The following is an 18,337-nucleotide window of genomic DNA, read 5'->3' as shown; positions in this document are numbered from 1 at the left end:
TGTAGTGGTTTACTGAATTTGGCCACCTGAACAGAGGTGATATGCTCATCTCAGAACAATACAGGTGTCCCAATGAAAAAAAGAAATTTCAGCGCAGAGTTTAAACGCGAATCCGCTCAACTGGTCCTTGATCAGAACTACACAGTTGCAGCTGCGGCCAGTGCTATGGACGTGGGGCTTTCTACCATGACGCGATGGGTAAAGCAGTTACGGGATGAACGACAGGGCAAAATACCTAAAGCCTCTCCTATAACCCCAGAACAGATTGAAATACGTGAGCTAAAGAAAAAGCTACAACGCATCGAAATGGAAAACGACATATTAAAAAAGGCTACCGCGCTCTTGATGTCAGACTCCCTGAACAGTTCTCGTTAATCGAGAAACTCAGAGCGCAGTATCCTGTGGTCACACTCTGCCACGTGTTCGGGGTTCATCGCAGCAGCTACAAATACTGGGTGAAAAGCCCCGAAAAGCCAGACGGCAAGCGGGCTGTATTACGTAGTCAGGTTCTGGAGCTGCATAACATTAGCCATGGCTCTGCTGGCGCGAGAAGTATCGCCATTATGGCAACCCTGAGAGGCTTCAGAATGGGACGCTGGCTTGCCGGCAGGCTCATGAAAGAACTGGGACTGGTGAGTTGTCAGCAACCCACCCACCGGTATAAACGGGGTGGTCATGAACACATCGCTATCCCAAATCACCTTGAGCGACAGTTCGCAGTGACAGAGCCTAATCAGGTATGGTGCGGCGATGTGACGTATATCTGGACAGGCAGGCGCTGGGCTTACCTCGCCGTCGTTCTCGATTTGTTCGCCAGGAAACCGGTAGGCTGGGCAATGTCATTCTCACCGGACAGCAAGCTAACCATCAAAGCGCTGGAAATGGCGTGGGAAACCCGAGGTAAACCAGCGGGAGTGATGTTCCACAGTGACCAGGGTAGCCACTACACAAGCAGGCAGTTCCGGCAGTTACTGTGGCGTTACCGGATCAGGCAAAGTATGAGCCGACGCGGAAACTGCTGGGATAACAGCCCGATGGAACGCTTCTTCAGAAGTCTGAAAAACGAGTGGGTGCCAGTGACAGGCTATATAAACTTTAGCGAAGCAGCTCATGCGATCACAAACTATATCGTCGGGTATTACAGCTCGCTAAGGCCGCATGACTATAACGGTGGATTACCTCCAAACGAATCGGAAAACCGATACTGGAAAAACTCTAAAGCCGTGGCCAGTTTTAGTTGACCACTACAGTTGAAGGTGAACGCCATCAATAAAAAAGGCCGCATTAGCGACCTTGTGATTCGTTTGGTTAGCGTCATGCGGCCTCAGTCGTCTTTTTGAAGGAGTGAGCTATTCGCGCCGATGCGATTGTCACGTAGTCAGGATTCATGTCGATGCCTATGAAGTTGAAACCTTCTTCGATAGCTGCCCGACCAGTGCTTCCGCTACCCATCCATGGATCCAGAACGGTACCGCCTTGCGGGGTAATCAACCTGCAGAGGTAACTCATCAATGAGATCGGCTTAACGGTTGGGTGATTGTTCTTCGCACCATTGGTGCGACCGGCACCTGCGCGCGGATCATTAATTCCGACACTTCCATCTTTGCGACCTCCAGTCATCTCACTGGCTGATATCGATATGAATCTCTCTAGCCCTTCATCCCTTTCTTTCTTCGTTACCTTGGCGCAGTAAAAGAACCTAGCCGCACTTTTGTCGCTTTCCACTCTAGCGACATGCGCTTTTGGAGGTGGCATATCTCCATACCTACCTTGAGAAATCCTAGACCTCCCAGTCTCTTTTAAATCTCCTTGCTGACCTTTCGCATCCGGGAACGCTGACACGACAACATCACTTCCATCGTGAATAATATTTGCTGGCCAACGCCCCTCTGGTGCCTGTTCGTAACCACTAAACGGGTCGGTACCGTCACGCTGATGTGAAAGCAGGACTCCAGCGCCACTGCTAAGCGACTCATCAGTTTTTATCCGGCAGGAGTCGATATTTATTGCGCCGGTACCATGCTCGGTCATGTTGGCTGAAACAGTCTTCTTGAAAGGTTTGCGAGCCATGACGATCGGCTCATGGGCTGGTTTTAACGCGGTACCCCATCCATCAAATTCACCATCAAGATTATGTGACTTGGGAAAGCCGCTACCGTAAATCCAGAGGATTTGGTCCCGGATTTCGAAACCAGCATCCTCAACGTTAACCACAAGGCGGTGATAGGTACGGGAACCACCGAAAGCCAGTAGGTGTCCTCCAGGCTTCAGAACTCGCAGACATTCCTGCCACTGCTCAACGGTCGGGACCTCGTAATCCCATTTGTGGTTCATGAAACTCAGTCCGTACGGTGGATCCGTCACTATGGCGTCAACTGAGTTATCAGGCAGCGTTTTCAGAACGTCCTCACAACGCCCGACGTGAAGTTGATAGGTCATGCGTCCTCCTGGTTATGCTTATCCCATCCATTCCGCTCAATATTCACCTGCAGCGGCTTATCTCCGACCTCTTCGATACTCCTACCGGTAATTTCTGCTATTTCTGCGTTGGTGTAGCGCATGAGCGCTGATAGTTCTTCTATGCTCCAGACTTTCATCAGTCGCTCCTTATTTGTCCGTAACGACCGCGATAAGTGCGCATACGGTCATCAACGTAATCAGGTTCTACAGGTCCAACTACCACCAATCCCGGTCTGAATGACGCTTCTAAGTTGGCGTACCAGACTTCCTTTTCGTGCAACTCCATAAGCCTGTCTTCCATGCTTGGCTTCTGGTAATCGTCATTAGCGATAGCTGCAAAGCAACGAGCCAGCACCTCTTCTTTAGTGCCGGATCGCTTTGGTGGACGCAGATATCCCGCCCCATGAAGAGGTGATGACATGATTTAACTCCGTGGGTTTATTTGGTCAGCTTCTGCCAGATGGCTGAAACGTATTTGGCTTGGTGGATGGCATCATCCAATGCGCTGTGGCGGGTTCCTTCGAATGGCATATCGCGTTTAGGGTCGATGCCGATTACTTTCCCCATCTCCACGACAGTGCGTACATCTCGGTCATTCCACCATTGCCACGGCGCTTCATGACCGGTTAGTGCATAGCTGTTGCGAAGGATTACGCAGTCGAAAGAAGCGCCATTACCCCATACCTGAACAAATCTCGGCTTGGCATGTTTGGAGATGAAATCAGATAGCCAGGAGAGAGCGGTTGAAAGCTCCTGCGTGTCAGTGGTTAATGCCTTGCGAGCATCTTCACCTTGTTCCATCCACCACAGGATTGTGGAGGCATCAGGTCTGGCGCGGAATCGCATTGATGATTCGAGAGATACGTTCACCTGGAAGTCGGAACCAATTTCTCCGCTATTCGGTTCGAAGAATACAGCACCAATGGAGATGATCGGCGCGTACGGACCGTTACCCATGGTTTCCAGGTCAATCATTAAATGGTTCATATCAGTCCTTAAAATGGAATATCGTCATCAAAATCCATAGGCGGCTCGTTATGCTGTTGTGCCGGTTGCTGCTGTTTCCGTGGTTGTTGCTGGCTGTTACCTGCTGGCTTTCCTTCTGCTTGCTTCCCGCCAAGCATCTGCATGGTTCCACCGACGTTAACCAGCACCTCAGTGGTGTACTTCTCTACGCCTGATTGATCTGTCCACTTCCGTGTGCGCAACTGGCCTTCGATATACACCTGAGAACCTTTTCGAAGATATTCGCTGGCTACCTCCGCCAACTTGCCAAACAGCACCACACGGTGCCATTCTGTCTGTTCTTTCTGCTCACCGGTTGCTTTATCCCGCCATGATTCCGAAGTTGCCAGTGTGATGTTGGCTACTGCGCCACCATTTGGTAGATAGCGAACCTCAGGGTCTTGCCCGAGGTTGCCGACGAGGATCACTTTGTTTACGCCTCTGCTTGCCATTTATGCAGGCTCTCCTTCAAGTTCATCTTTGCGAATGTTGTAAACGTCCTGGGCTTTCTGCTGCTCATCAGTACCTTCGAGCATTTTCCATGCTTTAGCGAACGCCTGTTTAAGCTCATCGACCGATGTCTTTTGTGCTGCGGCATCAGTGAATGCCTTCAGGATCTGCTCAGGAGTAGGGGATGGTTTTGATTGTTTAGCTGGCGCGGAATTCTGCTGATGTTTGTGCTCATCAGTATCAACATCTTTGGAGTCATCAATGCCGAACAATCCGTTAAGGCAATATTTGCGAGCGTAAGAGCTTGTAGCGCCAGTAACCTGAGCGGCATCCATACCTTTCTTGCTTTCTTCTTCTCGCGCCATAGCGGTTGCTGTGTGCTTATTTTCACCGTCCGTGATTATCGCCGTGGCCTTGACGTAATACCGATCGCCAATCAACACGATTTCATCACTAATCGATAGGAAAAGACCGTTCAGTAGCGGCTTAACTCCTTCGAGAATGTCCTCGCAACTGCGGTATTTGTATTTACCGAACGAGTTGTACTGATTTTTTGGCGCATTCAGATGCTCCTGAATGAATGCCAGCCGCTCATAAAATGTGGCGCTCATAATCACCTCAGAATGGAAGTTCGGAAGGGTTAGCCAGGAACTCGCATTTATTCATGCGCTCACGTTTAGCCATATACAGGCAAAAGCTTTTCATCGACTTGTTACCTGACTTGCGCCAGTAGAGCGCCTCTGTGACGTGGTACTGGCGCTTAATCCGGCTTAGTTCTGGTGTTGTTGCTAAATCAACTGGGATCATCTTTCACCTCAGTAGTTAATTTGTGTTCTCGGTACCAGGCCATCCATCAGCGCTTTCAGGACTTCGATCGCCTGATCACGTGAGATGCTGGTATTAGCAGTGAGTGCGTTTACGATTTCAGTGCCGACGGCCTTGCGGTGCTTAACATCTGCTTCACGCTTTGCCTTTTCGTCAGCGATACGCTTCTCTTCTGCCAGACGTGCGGCTTCTTTCGCTTCTGCTTCACGCTTAATTCGATCTGCTTCTTCCTGAGCTTTACGCTGCTCCGCTTCAATGGCTGCTTTCTTCTCTGCTTCAGCTTTCGCTGCGGCGTCTTTAGCTTCCTGCTCTGCGCGTTCTTGTGCTTGTTTAGCCAGCAATTCAGCCTGAGCTTTTGCTGCAATCGCATCCTCTTCACGCTTCTTCGCTGCCGCCAGTTCAGCTGCCGCTTTCTCTTCGGCTTCGCGCTTGGCCTGTTCTGCTGCCTGACGTTTCAATTCCTCTTCGTGAGCAATGCGCTGGCGTTCTTCTTCCGCTTTCTTCTCTGCCACTTCACGGTCGAAAGCGTCATTCATCAGCAGAGCCATTTCGTGGTCTGCTTCGAACTTGGCCGCCAACTCCTGATCGAACTTGATGTTCATTTCCAGCGCTTCGGCGTGCAGCGCGTTCATGGCTTCTTCAGCCTTGATGCGTTCCTGCTCGGCTTCCCATTCGGTAAGTGGGCGCCGAACTTCATCCTTCAGCGCGTCCAGCCTCTCACGTACAATGCGGCGGCTTTCGTCGATCTGCTTCGGCAGGGCTTTAAGCTCGGCAACCAGATCTTTACCGGCGTTGTCGATGTAGGTTTTGGAACGGGCAACCTTATGCGCCATGGATGCGATAGCGTCGCGGCCTTTGCGGGTCGACACATCCGGCACCAGGCTGCGAGCTTCTTTCTCGATCGCCTCAATAATCGGGTCGAGCTGCTCTTTGGTTGTGAATACCGCCATTGCGTTCTGTTTCTCAATGACGACTAAATCCGTTACTTCGCTCATGGTTTCTCCTGAAATTTGGATGTGCAGATCCCGCCCGCAAAAAGCCAGGCCGATCGGTTGAATAGGGTGGTTAATATCAGTGAACCATCGGCTCGCCGCGCTCATTCAGCAGCACAACGACGGAATCACTTTTGATGATGGTTTTTTCGAAGATGTTGAAGGCGTACAGGCCTTTCTCAACGTTCGCAGAGGCGCGATAAGTTTTACCGTGGTGTTGCAGCATTGTGCCCGGTAAAACCTCGCCACGTGGCACTGATGCGGTGCCGTAGTGCATTCCAATCATACCTTCACCTCAACCTGTTCCAGGAGGCCAGCGATATGCATCTGCCAGCGGTTAAGTACCAGCTTTTCACGCGGTGCCGATACAGACGTCAGCTGCCACTCGTTATCGTTGAGCTTTTTGGCGGTGTACTGCTTTCCGTTGTGGGTGACTGTCATGAGGCCTCCCGGTCGTTGAGGTGCTCTCGAATTTCAGAAATCAACTTTTCCGCATCTACCTCAAAGCGCTTCAAAGTGTCGCACCCGCCAACCTTGTCACCGGAAATACGACACCCGAAATCGTCATTGCTGACGCACAGGGATAGGCCACCAGATTGGTTGTGGGATATTTCGATATAGACGTTTCCCGGTTTGAGTTTGCTCATGATGCCTCCCGCTTTTCTTTGATGTCGGCGCGGAGGTGAATCTCTTTCCCATCAGCTGCCTGGAATATCAGGATGTCATCACGAACCGCGAGAAGATTGGCCACTGCAAATAGTGCCTCGTCAGTGACATCAAATTTCTCACCGGTGAACTCGCGAACCCCGGGCGCCAATTTGCTTGGCTTTGATCGGCCAGCGAAAATTCGCTTAGTCAGGCCTGAAAAACCTACTGTGATTGGGTTACTCATAAATCCTCTTGGCCTTATCGCGGCGAACGGAACATTAATAATGGGGTTGCGCAATATCTGGCGGTGGATGGCCGCCGGTTGTCATAACGAAACAGGCTCTTTGAACCCGTTTGGGTATGAAAAAAGCCGCTTGTTAGGCGGCCTTACCTTCGAACTTCGTTCCGCAGAATGGGCAGTAATTAATTGCGAGCTTGGTGTCAGCGTTTGTAAGGCGCTGCTCCGGATCTCCGTTTTTCTTGCGCTTGCGATATCGCACGTTGAACGGAAGCATTACCTGGCAATAGTCGCCTTTTTCGAGAACCCAAACGCGGTTACCAAAATCACACTCATCCATCGAATAAACGGCGTCACCAAGCGCCTCTTTGACGCGCCCTGCCATCCGTTCCTTAACTTCTGTAAAACACTTACATGCCATCGCCTTACCCTCTGTCGTTACCCGCTGATGCGGGAGAAATGCTTTGGTCGGTGTGGTGGACTGGCACTGAGTCGCCACTCTCACTTACTTCCTGACGCCCTGTTTTCTGTATTGGCAAACAACTATCTGCCCAGCCGGTTTTCAGGTCTTATCACACTGCTAGCGTTGCACCTCGCTTGAGGACACCGCCACCACACCCCAAAGCACTTCGCCACAACGAAAAGAGCACTACCGCGTTTTGCCATTCCATCCTGGCTTTTGGTACTGCAATGGCTGCGAGATTATTTTTTGCATGCCAGCGCTCTTTTCGTTGTGAGCCGTCTCTCCGGCTGTCACCCTTGGCGTTTCATCCAGTTGCAGGCCGTAGCCACTTACCAGACGGACGCCACTCGAACTTCGTGTTGCGGGTTACACCTGTACTACGCGTCGAGTCCGCGCCCCGCAGTTAGCCTCTCATGCGGGGAAAGCTGTGTTTTTGGCAGTAGGTTGCCAGCCAGGCAGCTAAGATTTGTTCATTAAGCGCCAACTCCCTGCCAGTGTTGCCCGTTCTCACGCCGTTCTCGCTCTCGCGCGGGGATACCCTCTCACCGACCGGATCGCACCCGGTGATACAGCACGTTTACGTGTAGGGGTCTTAACAGGTCATTGACGCTGTAAATCTGCATGTTGTTAAAAAGCAGGCGACTTGCTGTCCGCCGCTGGCTAACTTCGCTCAGCTGTCGATGTTTCGTTTCGATGAGTTGATAATAGCGATGAGTATTGTTTATAGCAATACGTATTGATATTAATTGATAGCAATAGGTATCAATTCATTGATAGCTAAAGGAATTTATTTTTGTAAAAGTTGCGTGGTATGCTCATAAAAACATCAAGAGGCTGGTTATTTATGGAACTGGATGATGAAAGAGTAAACATGATGGCTCACGCAGCCGGGCGCGCAGTGATGGAATTGTGCCTGGCAGACATTCCTGTGACTCAGAAAGCTATAATCGACAAGCTGGAGCAGTACCGGAAGGAAACCGGTAACGTGATCGGGAAGGGGATTAACAGAGATGCTGCGGAGATCGTGCGGAATGGAAGGAAAGCATTAAGGTGAAGAAACCCGGCCAGATCGCCGGGTAAAGCTAATTGGATTATTAATCAGCCCAGCCTGATTTTGTATTAATTGCCGATTCGGCCATGGTGTATTTCTGCACCTTATCGTCTTTGAATAGAATGGTAAGCTCTTTCTTGGTGCCATTTGTTCCGTTATGGAAAAGACCATAGAAGGGGATGAACGTAGTCCCGTTCACCTTCACTTTTGCGAAAGCATATTTCCAGATTTCATTCCCGCCATCAGTGTAAGAAACAGCGTCTGGTGAGCCAAAATAGGATTTAACTTCAGCCTTTGTTGTCTTTCCTTCCTGAATTTTTGACTGAACGCTAGTTTCTGTCTCGTTCTTCAGTTGCTGGTTACCAGAGGATGCGCAGCCTGCAAGAGTAACAGCCAAAGCGACTGCAAAAAGGTATTTTTTCATTGTTTTTCCTTTGCTGTGAAAGCTTCTAACGATGAAGCTAAATATATTTCAACCGTGTTTTCTGTATGTCTGCGGCATACTACCAATCACCTTGCCGAACACGAAGATTTTATTCATCTCTTCTTTTTCGATCGGTTCCCACGGGCGATATGTCTTATTGTCAGATATGACCAGCAGCTTATCCTTCATCTTCTGCAGGCGTTTAACGTGTGATGTGTCGTCGTAGATGAACGCGTAGATTCCGTCACCGTCAAAGTGTTGGACGCTGATATCCACAAACAGCAGATCACCTGGCTCAATAGTGCCAGACATGCTGTCGCCGCGGACGTTGATAATCCTTATTTGTTCTGCCTTCCTGCCATTGAACATCCGGCGAGCATCTTCGACTGAATATTCCACGGATCTAAGCACCTCTACAAACTCGCTATTGATGGCGCCTGGTCCGGCGCTCACACAAAAGTCTAGCGCTTCAATTCGAAAAGTGTCAGTAGGTGCAAGCTCTGTTTTTGGCTGCGAAATTTCAGGAATTTGACCATCTGCACGCATCGGCCCAACTCCGGTTGAAAGCCACTCAGTTCGAACGCCAAGCGCATTGGCGATCTCAACGATTTTAGTCGAGCCACGCGCATTTCCACTGGTCAGCCTCCAGATAGTGGGCTGAGCAATGCCAGCCGCTTTAGCTAAAGCGCCCTGAGACATGCCAGATAGTTCCATTGCCTGATTCAGGCGTTCTGCAAGAGTTTCTTTTTTCATGAGTTTAAATTTATACGCTTGCGTATTGATGGTCAAAACACGTTTGGCTATTGCTTAAATCAATACGCATTGCTATTATCAATTCACACCAATACTCATAGGAATTGGAATATGACGAACAAAACCATCCAGCGCGCCATTGATATCGCTGGTAGCCAGAAGAAATTAGCCGACCTGTGCGGCGTGGCGCAGCCGACGGTATGGCGCTGGTTGCACGGTGGCGGAATCGATGCTCGCTACGTAATGAAAATTGTGTCTGCAACCAACGGCAAGCTCAAACCAGCAGATATCCGTCCAGATCTCGCCCAACTGCTTGGGGCGAATAACACAGCCGCTTAACGGCGGCCCTAACCACGAAAGGGAAAGCAATGCATTCACTTGCGTATCAACACAATACCGGAATACACCCGGGAGCGATGATAAACCGCGCTCAACCTAAGGCGGCGCCGGAGCACGACAAGATCCGCGATGCGGTCCGTGCCTGGTCGTCGTCCCTGGACAATCAGGACGTCGTCTCTGCGCTAATCATCAACGAATACCGGGAGCAGGGCGGGACCGCCATCAGCTTTCCGGACGACATCAGCCGGGCACGCCAGAAGCTGTTTCGCTTCCTGGATAACCGCTTCGACTCCGATCAGTACCGCGAGAACGTTAGAGAACTGACTCCCGCAATCATGGCTGTTCTGCCGCTGGAGTATCGTCACCGCCTGCTGCCAGAGGACAGCTTCATGTCCCGTTTAGCGCGCCTTGAGAGGGAAACGAGCGAGGCGAAGGTGGCCGTTGCAATGAATGCCCCGCGCCATCAAAAGCTGAAGGAACTTAGTGAGGGGATCGTAGAGATGTTCCGTGTTGACCCGGACCTGACTGCGCCTCTGATGGCCATGGTCACTTCGATGCTGGGGGCTATGTGATGGGGAGTATCAATAAAGGCGAAAGCCGCGCTGTTGGTAGCAGCTACGGCTCTCAAAACACTGTGTTATGTCAACAACACTAACGAGGTCAGTATGTCAGGAATAATTACTACGGGCAATATCCTGAAGATGACAAGCCGCGAAATCGCTGAATTGACCGGCAAAAATCACGCTCATGTTATGCGTGATATCGATGTGATGTTAGAGCAACTTGGAGAGCGTGCTGAGGGGTATATCCAGACTTGGGTACACCCCCAGAACGGTCAGGAATATCGTGAATATGCTCTTGACCGTGAGCATACCGAATGCCTGGTAACCGGCTACAGTGCTCAGCTTCGCATGAAGGTGATACGTCGCCTTCACGAACTTGAAGAACAATCTCGCCCTCTGCTTCCGCAGACACTACCTGAAGCACTGCGCCTGGCTGCTGATTTGGCTGAAGAAAAGCTTCAGCTTGAGAATCAACTTTCCATTGCTGCGCCGAAGGTTCAGTTCGTTGACAGCTACGTTAATGCGTCGGGATCGCTCGGATTTCGCGAGACCTGCAAACTTCTGCACATCAAAGAAAATCTCTTTCGCCAGTTCCTGCTGGATAACGAAATCATGTATCTGCTGGCCGGGAAGCTGACGCCGTACGCGCAGCACATTGACGCAGGGCGGTTCACCGTAAAAACAGGTGAAAACCATCTCAACGGACATGCGTTTACCCAGAACAAATTCACACCTAAAGGCATCCAGTGGATCGCCGGATTATGGGCCGCTCAGCAGGTTAAGGAGCGTGCAGCATGACAACGGCGATCGTCTATGACTTAAACGCCGCAAGGCAACTCAGGAGCAACAGGATGGAAAACCAGAAGTCTGGTTACATCCCGTTGTACCGGAGCGTGCTTAAGCAGCCATGGGCGAAGGATGTTTATCTTCGCACTCTGTGGGAGAACCTGCTTATGAGCGCTGCCAGACAACCCTACGCTGCCTCATTTAAGGGGCATGAATGGCCTCTGCACACCGGTCAACTGGTAGTAACTGCAGCCGATTTAGGACTTCAGCTTTGTGACAGAAACGGAGTGCCAACAAGCAGGGATTCTGTTGAGAGAATGCTGTCTGTTTTTGTCCGCGAAGGGATGATCACCATCACTGGAGAGAAGCGAAAAGGCAGGGTGATCACTATCACAAATTATGCTGAATATGCTCAAAAAATGGACGATTTACCCGCACATAAAGCCGCACATACAGGCGCACATGACGAAGCCAGTAATGGCGCGGGTTCTGATGGGTATGCCGCACATAAGGCCGCACAATTACCCGCACATCATGAACAAGAAGGTAATAACAAGAATATAAATAACTCTTCGTCCGAGAATTCTGACGAATCCTCTGACAAGCCAGGAAAAAAAACTCCTGTCCTGAAACCTGAAGCGGCGATCCAGAGCGGTACCAAGTGGGGGACGTCAGAAGACCTCCGTTGCGCTGAATGGCTGTTCAACATGGTGCAAAGCATTTCACCATCTGCCAAAAAACCAAACTACGCAGGCTGGGCTAACGACATCCGTCTGATGCGCGAGCGTGATGGTCGCACCCATTACGAAATCGCCGCCCTGTTCAAATGGGCCTGTAACGACAAGTTCTGGAAGGGCAATGTCTTGTGTCCGGCAACGCTGAGAGACAAGTGGACCCAGCTTGATATCAAACGCAACAAGCAGCAGACAGGCGAAGTAGATGCTAAGCCGGAGCTCGATTTCAACAACACTGACTGGGCCTACGAGGTGATGCGATGAAATCTCTTGCAGAGCAGATGCACGATTTCGACCGCGAGCAGATGAGCCGCGTCGCCAACAACCTGCCTGAGCAGCACCAGGAGCGCGCACCGGTCGAGCAGGTGGCCCAGGTATTCAATGGCCTGTTCAACCAACTGCGAGCCGCGTTCCCGGCCAGCATGGCGAACTTCCGCACTCAGGACGACCTGAACGAATTCCGCCGTCAGTGGCTGCTGGCGTTTCAGGAGAACGGTATCCACTCAATGGCCCTGGTCGATGCCGGTATGCGCGTCGCCCGCCGTCAGGAGCGTCCATTCCTGCCGTCGCCGGGTCAGTTCGTCGCCTGGTGCAAACAGAGCGGTGGGGTGCTTGGAATCACAGTTGAGCAGGTGATTGCCGAATACTGGGACTGGCGCAACCGCTCTTTCGAGTTCACCTCCAGCGAGCAATTCCCCTGGTCTCAGCCGGTCATGTACCACATCTGCGTCGAACTGCGCCACCGCAGCACAGAGCGGCAGTTAACGCATGGTGAGCTGGCACGCGAGGCTGGTGATCTTCTGGACATGTGGGAAAAGCGCATCACCGAGGGTAAGCCAGTGCCACCGGTACGTCGGGCAATTGCTGCTCCGGCAGCGGACAGAGGGCCGACGCCGATCCAACTGCTGAAGGCTAAGTATAACCGCAACAAGTCGAACGGGATGGTGTGAGATGGACAGCATAAAACAACGCATCGTCAGCTATGTGAAAGCTAATCAGCCTGTCAGCGTAGCAGACATGATCCGCGATTTGAGTATCGGTCGATCCCGTTACTACGAGGAAGCCAAAGCGCTGAGAAGACTCGGCATGCTGCGTAGCGTATCCGGCATCGGTGTATTCGCCAGCGAAGACGACCATCAGACCTGGTTAGAACACGGCGGCAGGGAAGTTATTTCCCGTCGAGCAGTCGAGGCAAACGCCGCTGGCCAGCAAGCCAAAGGCATCGCTAAAGCGCCGGTTGATAAAGACGATCCGAAGATGTTCATGCCCTACAACCCGGATAAAAACGGAGTGGTGGCGGAGTTCATGAAAAGCGAAGCGCATCAGCGCCTGATGATGGTTTACGGGAGGGTAGGGGTATGAGCGTGACACGTTATGATGTAAATGGGCCATCATCGGTATTTGAAGATGTAAACGGTAGCCTTGTTGATTTCAAAGACTACGCCGCACTTGAAGCCAAACGCGCAGCGCTGGCTGCGGAATTGAAGCAAAGCAAGATTGACGCCGACTGCTACAAGAAGGGCATGGAAGCGTCAAATGCTCGACTGGTGCAACTGGCTGCGGAGAATGCGGGGCTGAAGGCTGCCATCCCGCCACTTAAAATTATTAACGATGTCACCGATTCATGGGATGACGTTTCTCTCGCAGAAGAGATCGGTTTCAATTACGCGGTATCAACAATATTAAAATCTCTTCCAGAAACCCCGGACACAGACGCTTTCCTGGCTGAAGTGCGGGCGCAGGGTGTGGAAGAGTTTCTGAGAGGGAGTCAATTACCTTATCAGATCGCAACTGTGCTAGCTGATTACGACAACGTCGATGACGCAACGCTCCAGACCGTTATTTGGTCTGGTCAACCTCCAGAGCCTGACGGCGACGTTTGGCACCTCGAATATGTGTCTCGTGGTAATGCAATTGTGCATGCTGTTTTGAAAGAGCTTCGCAAAGGAGTGCAGTCATGGGCAAGTTAACAATCGATTTACTCGTAATGGATGATGCCTGCGACCCATATATTTGCGGCGTTCGGGGGGCTTGCACCATTGAAGACCTGCAAGCCATTGAGAAGGAAATTGTTGAAAACCGAGATGACTACCTGCCAGCAGATGGGACCTACACCATTGAGGCCAGTTTTTTTAAGGGTCAGTACGATGAATATGGTCGTTGCGAAATTGCTCCTGGGTGGGAATGGGATGTCGTTGAGTTTTCACCTTTTGATTTTGGTGAGGAGGTCGCCCAATGAGCAACATCGACAAACAGGCACTGCGCCAAACAGCAGAGAAAGCTCAAGAGCATGGCGTGTTCAACATGGACATGCATTCACAAACCGTGTTGGCGCTGCTGGATGAGTTGGAAGCCGCAGAGAAGCGCATAGCAGAACTGAGAGACTGGAATTTAGGACTTGCGCAAGAGTCATTCGAACGACAGCAGCGCATAGCTGAGACTTCTTGTCAGAAACGGCTTATTGGGTGGCGGGCTTCAGATTACACCGATGAGACATCAGACCCTGAGTTAGCTAAAAACTGGGCTGCTGCTATTGGCGTACTACCTATTTTTGAAGGCGATGTGAATACAAAACTTAGCGCCGCTGGCATCGGTAAGGGGGAGTGATGCGCGAAATCGGAGAGCAAATCACAGCGGCGAGGGCCGCAGCGGTCATCTATGAAACCTTCGGACACCTCGACGCGAAGCCTGGCGATCGGCATAGAGGCTGGTTTGTCTTTATCAACGGGCAGCATGGCGACATGGACGTGGTGTACAGCGACTTCCCGACATTTGGCGAAGGGCCCGGTTATTTCAACGACCGTGAAGACTTCATCTGGGAGTTAATTCGTGATGATGGTCCTTGCGCTGCTGTCGGCATTTACCGGTTCGATGGTGAATATCGCCTGCCCAAAAGAAAAGGTTCAGCCCGTTTCGTTGGCAAAACCACCTGCATTCAGACATTCGGGGAGGATTAACTCATGACCACTATTACCAGAGAACAGGCACAAAAAATTATTGATGCAGCCGACGAGGTTATTACCGCGCTGGCTGGCACAAACGATGATGTTCACCCAGACAACAGCAGGAAGATGTGTGACCTGTGGGACGACCTGAACGACAGATACGCACCACCAGAAGTTGTGCGAGAGTTGGCACGTATCGCGCTGGCATCGCTTACCGCTGAGCCTGTTGGTACGTTCCGGAAAGGACCGTGTGGGTACTCTCCATCCTTTCATGAAGATGCCGTGCCGCTTTACACCGCCCCGCCAGCGCCGGTAGTGCCAACGTTCGATGAATGGTTGGAAATTCGCGGTAACAAGCCGCTTGGCTGGGTCAAAGATGCTATGCGTGAATCGTATGACGCCTGCCGCGCCGCCATGCTTCAGGGTAGCCAACCTGTAAGTAATCGTGATGAGTTGCCGGTAATCGGCTGGCTGCGTAGTGATTACAACAGTGACGACAAACGCGATCCGAACGCACCTCTGTTTATGCTGGGCCGCAATGACCCGTCAGAGACATGGGGAGTGAAATACATCCCGCTGACCGGCAACTCTCCGGTAATTCCGGATGGTTACGTAGTGGTGCCGGTTGAGCCAACCATGGCAATGCTTGACGAGTTCGACTCGATTATTGATTATGGCGCAGAAGATTCAAAAGACGCATGGAGCAGACTGATTGCAGCAGCACCGCAGCAGGAGGTGAAGTGATGCCTTGGCACTCACCTGAAACCGACGTCATTCTCGAATCAATGCCGAGAAAACAGAAGCGGCAGAAGTTGATCTACAACGTAGCCGAGAACGATGCTGATTTCTGTATCGGATCCACCATTGACGGAAAAATCATTCGTCATGGAGCTTATGCGGCGTGGATTAACGTTCTTCAACGGTGCTACGGAGATTCATTTCGTAACGCACATAGGCAATATCAGCAGGTCTCAATAGATCCTGAGTGGCACAAGTTTTCTTCGTTCTATGCGTGGTGGAAGCCACGCTATAGAACAGGATGGCATCTTGATAAGGACCTTCTTCTTCCAGGTAATCTGCTCTATGGGCCATTCACATGCGTCTACATCCCTAAAGAGATAAATAACTTCACCATTGGTAGAGACTGCAAGCGGGGAGATTTACCAATAGGTGTAAGTTGGAATAAGCAGCATGGAAGGTACATGGCAAGGGCTAACGACGGTAAAGGGAAATATCTCTTCCTCGGTCTCTATGATAATCCGATGGAAGCCCATGAAGCATGGTTTTTCAAGAAGCTTGAGATAGCACTTGAATACAAATGGCTATGCGACAGCATACATCCTGATCTTTACCGCGGAGTCCAGAGGAAGTTACTGCTTATCCATCGGGAGCAACTGGCAGCATGAGCAGTGATTCTTGATAATCACTTTTCAAAAGTGATGTTATAATTAACCATCGTCGGCCTGAACACCCGGCGATGGGGTTGCGCTAAACGGGGACGTTTATGCGCACACAAAATCTGAAGTCACTTCTCCAGTCACAGATGCAGAAATGCACCTGCGATTTCTTGCATTCTGCGTTACCTCCCGGAGGTGGCGTATGAAGCAGCAATATCTCCTCCGTAACACCAACATTCGTGCTAATGCCATCAATGCGATTAACCAGTTGCAGATCGACGAGAAGCGCCCTGTCGTCATCGAGATAAAAGAGATGACGCGTTCCATCGACCAGAACGCCAAACTTTGGGCCATTTTGGGCGACGTCAGTAGCCAGGTTGAATGGCATGGACGCAAGCTCTCATCTGAATCGTGGAAACATATTTTCACCGCCGCACTGATTAAGCAGGAAGTTGTGCCTAACCTAGCTGGTGACGGCTTCGTTGTGCTTGGGCAGTCAACCAGCAAGATGAGTGTCAGCCAAATGCGTGACCTCATCGAGCTCATTCATGCCTTTGGTGCTGAGCGCAACGTTCGCTGGGGTGATGAATCTCGCCTGGCTATGGAATGGGCTTCCCGCTTCGGAGGTCGTCGTGGCTAATCTCATCAATCGCGTCATGAATGGCGGCATCTACAAAGTACCGACTCGCAACAAGCGTAAGCCGGAACTGAGCCCGTCAGAAATACCCACTCTCAAAGATTACACATCCCGCCTGGTCGATCAGAAATGGCTGCGTCTCGCGGCGAGGAGAGCGCATGGCTAATTTATGCAAAGCCGCACGCGGCCGCGAATGTCAGGTGCGGATCCCCGGCGTATGCAACGGCAATCCTGAAACCTCAGTGCTGGCACATATCCGCCTTGCCGGCCTGTGCGGAACCGGAATTAAGCCGCCTGACCTGATCGCCACCATCGCATGCAGCAGCTGCCACGACGAGATAGATCGCCGTACGCGTTTGGTAGATGCCGAATATGCAAAGGAGTGCGCGCTGGAAGGCATGGCCCGCACGCAGGTTATCTGGCTGAAAGAGGGGCTTGTGAAGGTATGAATATTTACGATATCACGCCGGTCAGTAAGCCGCGCATGACACAGAGAGATCGCTGGCATAAAAGACCTGCGACGGCGGCATATTGGGCTTTCAAAGCCGAAGTGCGCCTGCTTGGAATCAACATTCCTGAATCCGGTTATCACATCACCTTCATCATTCCCATGCCAAAAAGCTGGAGCCAGAAGAAGCGCGCGCAACTCAACGGCCAGGCGCATCAGCAGAAACCGGATAAAGACAACCTGGAAAAGGCGCTACTCGATGCCATTTTCGACGACGACAGCCGCGTCTGGGATGGCCGGGTTACAAAACTTTGGGGAGAGAAGGGGCAGATCATTATTGGGGAGTGCGCGCCGTGACCAGAGACGAGATAACCAGATACCAGGCCGAAAGCGTTAAGCGCGCCAGCATGCCACCAGTAGCAAAGCACAGCAAGACCAAAACCAACCAGCCACAGAAGGAAGCCGCATGAACAGTCAGCAACTGGAATACGTACGTCAGCAGCTCATTGTGGCGACCGCAGATCTGAGCGGAGCGACGAAAGGGCAACTGGTAGCTTTCGCCGAGAACGCGCAATTCACCGCGACGGCGCGCAGCCGTGGCAGAAAAAGGGTATTCGACAAGGATAAGCAGCGCATGGTCAACCCGGACGGCCCACCGATGAGCGGTAGCCAGTCCCGCGCAAAGGGATCGTCTATCGCGCTGGTCAGCCCGGTAGAGTTCGTTACCGCATCGTGGCGCCGCGCCGTCCTGTCGCTGGAAGAGCACCAGAAAGCATGGCTGATGTGGAACTACAGCGAGAATGTGCGATGGGAGAATCAGGTTTCGATCACTCAATGGGCGTGGGCAGAGTTCAAAGCCTCCCTTGGCACAAAGAAGGTAGCAGGGAAGACTCTGGATAGGCTGAAGGCCCTTATCTGGTTAGCAGCTCAGGACGTGAAAGCAGAACTGGCAGGGCGCGAAACTTACGAATATCAGCAACTGGCAGAACTGGTTGGCGTCACACCAAAGAACTGGTCTGAGACATTTACCGATCGATGGCTGGAAATGAAACGCACATTCATGCGACTTGATAGCAGCGCTTTATTGCAAGTAACGCGATCACGTTCACAACAAAAGGCGACAAATTTACATACAAGTCTTGCAAAACTGGATTGAAAAGCATATATTTCATATAAATC

At 51.4% G+C, this 18,337-nt stretch carries 35 protein-coding genes; 20 read left to right on the top strand and 15 right to left on the bottom strand.

Annotation, left to right across the window (positions count from 1 at the left end):
• The first annotated feature begins 72 nt into the window (after positions 1 to 72).
• Positions 73 to 1,241 (top strand): IS3 family transposase gene (locus tag OGV69_RS14990; protein ID WP_114140367.1). Its coding sequence is split into 2 segments (ribosomal slippage): positions 73 to 322 and positions 322 to 1,241, totalling 1,170 coding nucleotides; the frame shifts between segments, so codons are not numbered across the junction.
• A gap of 73 nt (positions 1,242 to 1,314) precedes the next feature.
• Here the strand turns inward: OGV69_RS14990 and OGV69_RS14985 are convergent.
• The 13 genes from OGV69_RS14985 to OGV69_RS14925 form a co-directional block, all read right to left on the bottom strand.
• Positions 1,315 to 2,439, bottom strand: a complete 1,125-nt coding sequence (locus tag OGV69_RS14985) for a DNA-methyltransferase (protein WP_286469375.1) — start codon at positions 2,437 to 2,439, stop codon at positions 1,315 to 1,317.
• Positions 2,436 to 2,597, bottom strand: coding sequence for a hypothetical protein (locus tag OGV69_RS14980; RefSeq protein ID WP_286469374.1), 162 nt, complete (start codon positions 2,595 to 2,597; stop codon positions 2,436 to 2,438). The genes OGV69_RS14985 and OGV69_RS14980 overlap by 4 nt, the downstream gene beginning before the upstream one ends.
• Positions 2,597 to 2,881: a hypothetical protein gene (locus OGV69_RS14975; RefSeq protein WP_286469373.1), complete on the bottom strand. Its 285-nt coding sequence runs from the start codon at positions 2,879 to 2,881 to the stop codon at positions 2,597 to 2,599. The genes OGV69_RS14980 and OGV69_RS14975 overlap by 1 nt, the downstream gene beginning before the upstream one ends.
• A 17-nt stretch (positions 2,882 to 2,898) precedes the next feature.
• The gene (locus OGV69_RS14970) at positions 2,899 to 3,447 is read right to left on the bottom strand and encodes a 3'-5' exonuclease (RefSeq protein ID WP_286469372.1); all 549 of its coding nucleotides are present in this window, start codon (positions 3,445 to 3,447) and stop codon (positions 2,899 to 2,901) included.
• 8 nt (positions 3,448 to 3,455) lie between these two features.
• Entirely contained in the window at positions 3,456 to 3,917 is a 462-nt protein-coding gene (locus OGV69_RS14965; protein WP_103770196.1) for a single-stranded DNA-binding protein, read from the bottom strand.
• The gene (locus tag OGV69_RS14960) at positions 3,918 to 4,526 is read right to left on the bottom strand and encodes an ERF family protein (RefSeq protein WP_286469371.1); all 609 of its coding nucleotides are present in this window, start codon (positions 4,524 to 4,526) and stop codon (positions 3,918 to 3,920) included.
• A 7-nt stretch (positions 4,527 to 4,533) separates the two neighbouring features.
• Positions 4,534 to 4,722, bottom strand: coding sequence for a hypothetical protein (locus tag OGV69_RS14955; RefSeq protein WP_181633872.1), 189 nt, complete (start codon positions 4,720 to 4,722; stop codon positions 4,534 to 4,536).
• Between the two features lie 8 nt (positions 4,723 to 4,730).
• Positions 4,731 to 5,735: a hypothetical protein gene (locus tag OGV69_RS14950; RefSeq protein ID WP_286469369.1), complete on the bottom strand. Its 1,005-nt coding sequence runs from the start codon at positions 5,733 to 5,735 to the stop codon at positions 4,731 to 4,733.
• A 76-nt stretch (positions 5,736 to 5,811) separates the two neighbouring features.
• Positions 5,812 to 6,018, bottom strand: a complete 207-nt coding sequence (locus tag OGV69_RS14945) for a cell division protein FtsZ (RefSeq protein ID WP_044856894.1) — start codon at positions 6,016 to 6,018, stop codon at positions 5,812 to 5,814.
• Complete coding sequence (locus OGV69_RS14940; RefSeq protein WP_023330205.1) at positions 6,015 to 6,173, bottom strand: hypothetical protein; 159 nt, start codon at positions 6,171 to 6,173, stop codon at positions 6,015 to 6,017. The genes OGV69_RS14945 and OGV69_RS14940 overlap by 4 nt, the downstream gene beginning before the upstream one ends.
• A complete protein-coding gene (locus OGV69_RS14935; RefSeq protein ID WP_180252633.1) occupies positions 6,170 to 6,379 on the bottom strand; it encodes a hypothetical protein in 210 nt (69 codons plus the stop codon). The genes OGV69_RS14940 and OGV69_RS14935 overlap by 4 nt, the downstream gene beginning before the upstream one ends.
• On the bottom strand, positions 6,376 to 6,624 hold the full coding sequence (locus OGV69_RS14930; RefSeq protein WP_181825329.1) for a DUF7446 family protein: 249 nt from the start codon (positions 6,622 to 6,624) through the stop codon (positions 6,376 to 6,378). The genes OGV69_RS14935 and OGV69_RS14930 overlap by 4 nt, the downstream gene beginning before the upstream one ends.
• A 133-nt stretch (positions 6,625 to 6,757) precedes the next feature.
• Complete coding sequence (locus OGV69_RS14925; RefSeq protein WP_286469366.1) at positions 6,758 to 7,117, bottom strand: hypothetical protein; 360 nt, start codon at positions 7,115 to 7,117, stop codon at positions 6,758 to 6,760.
• 808 nt (positions 7,118 to 7,925) lie between these two features.
• On the opposite strand from OGV69_RS14925, the gene OGV69_RS14920 reads away from it, so the two are divergent.
• Positions 7,926 to 8,135: a hypothetical protein gene (locus tag OGV69_RS14920; protein WP_172750994.1), complete on the top strand. Its 210-nt coding sequence runs from the start codon at positions 7,926 to 7,928 to the stop codon at positions 8,133 to 8,135.
• Between the two features lie 40 nt (positions 8,136 to 8,175).
• Here OGV69_RS14920 and OGV69_RS14915 read toward each other — a convergent pair whose 3' ends face one another.
• Together OGV69_RS14915 and OGV69_RS14910 are read right to left on the bottom strand one after the other, a co-directional pair.
• On the bottom strand, positions 8,176 to 8,556 hold the full coding sequence (locus tag OGV69_RS14915; protein ID WP_172750995.1) for an SEN1984 family lipoprotein: 381 nt from the start codon (positions 8,554 to 8,556) through the stop codon (positions 8,176 to 8,178).
• A 48-nt stretch (positions 8,557 to 8,604) separates the two neighbouring features.
• Complete coding sequence (locus tag OGV69_RS14910; protein WP_061070705.1) at positions 8,605 to 9,309, bottom strand: XRE family transcriptional regulator; 705 nt, start codon at positions 9,307 to 9,309, stop codon at positions 8,605 to 8,607.
• Between the two features lie 111 nt (positions 9,310 to 9,420).
• Between OGV69_RS14910 and OGV69_RS14905 the strand changes: the two genes are divergently transcribed.
• From OGV69_RS14905 to OGV69_RS14820, 18 genes are all read left to right on the top strand, one after another.
• A complete protein-coding gene (locus tag OGV69_RS14905) occupies positions 9,421 to 9,648 on the top strand; it encodes a helix-turn-helix domain-containing protein (RefSeq protein WP_025913385.1) in 228 nt (75 codons plus the stop codon).
• A gap of 29 nt (positions 9,649 to 9,677) precedes the next feature.
• A complete protein-coding gene (locus tag OGV69_RS14900; RefSeq protein ID WP_286469365.1) occupies positions 9,678 to 10,220 on the top strand; it encodes a toxin YdaT domain-containing protein in 543 nt (180 codons plus the stop codon).
• Between the two features lie 93 nt (positions 10,221 to 10,313).
• Complete coding sequence (locus OGV69_RS14895) at positions 10,314 to 11,009, top strand: phage antirepressor KilAC domain-containing protein (RefSeq protein ID WP_286469364.1); 696 nt, start codon at positions 10,314 to 10,316, stop codon at positions 11,007 to 11,009.
• A 53-nt stretch (positions 11,010 to 11,062) separates the two neighbouring features.
• Positions 11,063 to 11,995, top strand: coding sequence for a phage replication protein O (locus OGV69_RS14890; protein WP_286469363.1), 933 nt, complete (start codon positions 11,063 to 11,065; stop codon positions 11,993 to 11,995).
• Positions 11,992 to 12,681, top strand: coding sequence for a replication protein P (locus OGV69_RS14885; protein WP_286469362.1), 690 nt, complete (start codon positions 11,992 to 11,994; stop codon positions 12,679 to 12,681). The genes OGV69_RS14890 and OGV69_RS14885 overlap by 4 nt, the downstream gene beginning before the upstream one ends.
• Position 12,682: 1 nt before the next feature.
• On the top strand, positions 12,683 to 13,093 hold the full coding sequence (locus OGV69_RS14880; protein WP_286469361.1) for a hypothetical protein: 411 nt from the start codon (positions 12,683 to 12,685) through the stop codon (positions 13,091 to 13,093).
• Positions 13,090 to 13,701, top strand: a complete 612-nt coding sequence (locus OGV69_RS14875; protein WP_286469360.1) for a hypothetical protein — start codon at positions 13,090 to 13,092, stop codon at positions 13,699 to 13,701. Before OGV69_RS14880 ends, OGV69_RS14875 begins: the two co-directional genes overlap by 4 nt.
• Complete coding sequence (locus tag OGV69_RS14870; RefSeq protein WP_286469359.1) at positions 13,689 to 13,970, top strand: hypothetical protein; 282 nt, start codon at positions 13,689 to 13,691, stop codon at positions 13,968 to 13,970. Before OGV69_RS14875 ends, OGV69_RS14870 begins: the two co-directional genes overlap by 13 nt.
• On the top strand, positions 13,967 to 14,338 hold the full coding sequence (locus tag OGV69_RS14865; protein WP_286469358.1) for an ead/Ea22-like family protein: 372 nt from the start codon (positions 13,967 to 13,969) through the stop codon (positions 14,336 to 14,338). The genes OGV69_RS14870 and OGV69_RS14865 overlap by 4 nt, the downstream gene beginning before the upstream one ends.
• Complete coding sequence (locus OGV69_RS14860; protein ID WP_286469356.1) at positions 14,338 to 14,688, top strand: hypothetical protein; 351 nt, start codon at positions 14,338 to 14,340, stop codon at positions 14,686 to 14,688. The genes OGV69_RS14865 and OGV69_RS14860 overlap by 1 nt, the downstream gene beginning before the upstream one ends.
• 3 nt (positions 14,689 to 14,691) lie before the next feature.
• Positions 14,692 to 15,420: a hypothetical protein gene (locus tag OGV69_RS14855; protein ID WP_286469355.1), complete on the top strand. Its 729-nt coding sequence runs from the start codon at positions 14,692 to 14,694 to the stop codon at positions 15,418 to 15,420.
• Positions 15,417 to 16,082, top strand: coding sequence for a hypothetical protein (locus OGV69_RS14850; protein ID WP_286469354.1), 666 nt, complete (start codon positions 15,417 to 15,419; stop codon positions 16,080 to 16,082). The genes OGV69_RS14855 and OGV69_RS14850 overlap by 4 nt, the downstream gene beginning before the upstream one ends.
• Before the next feature lie 193 nt (positions 16,083 to 16,275).
• On the top strand, positions 16,276 to 16,713 hold the full coding sequence (locus tag OGV69_RS14845) for a recombination protein NinB (RefSeq protein WP_286469353.1): 438 nt from the start codon (positions 16,276 to 16,278) through the stop codon (positions 16,711 to 16,713).
• A gap of 16 nt (positions 16,714 to 16,729) precedes the next feature.
• On the top strand, positions 16,730 to 16,876 hold the full coding sequence (locus OGV69_RS14840; protein ID WP_233597610.1) for a NinE family protein: 147 nt from the start codon (positions 16,730 to 16,732) through the stop codon (positions 16,874 to 16,876).
• A complete protein-coding gene (locus OGV69_RS14835; protein ID WP_001752687.1) occupies positions 16,869 to 17,159 on the top strand; it encodes a DUF1364 domain-containing protein in 291 nt (96 codons plus the stop codon). Before OGV69_RS14840 ends, OGV69_RS14835 begins: the two co-directional genes overlap by 8 nt.
• A complete protein-coding gene (locus OGV69_RS14830) occupies positions 17,156 to 17,515 on the top strand; it encodes a RusA family crossover junction endodeoxyribonuclease (protein ID WP_001752686.1) in 360 nt (119 codons plus the stop codon). The genes OGV69_RS14835 and OGV69_RS14830 overlap by 4 nt, the downstream gene beginning before the upstream one ends.
• Entirely contained in the window at positions 17,512 to 17,628 is a 117-nt protein-coding gene (locus tag OGV69_RS14825) for a PPVAKH motif-containing phage-derived small protein (protein WP_149007184.1), read from the top strand. Before OGV69_RS14830 ends, OGV69_RS14825 begins: the two co-directional genes overlap by 4 nt.
• On the top strand, positions 17,625 to 18,314 hold the full coding sequence (locus OGV69_RS14820) for a bacteriophage antitermination protein Q (RefSeq protein ID WP_286469352.1): 690 nt from the start codon (positions 17,625 to 17,627) through the stop codon (positions 18,312 to 18,314). Before OGV69_RS14825 ends, OGV69_RS14820 begins: the two co-directional genes overlap by 4 nt.
• Positions 18,315 to 18,337: the final 23 nt, after the last annotated feature.

It is taken from the genome of Citrobacter sp. Cc139 (assembly GCF_030334645.1).
Lineage (GTDB): Bacteria > Pseudomonadota > Gammaproteobacteria > Enterobacterales > Enterobacteriaceae > Citrobacter > Citrobacter werkmanii.
The sequence above is the reverse complement of the archived record's forward strand: the minus strand, read 5'-3'. Positions and strand labels throughout refer to the sequence as shown.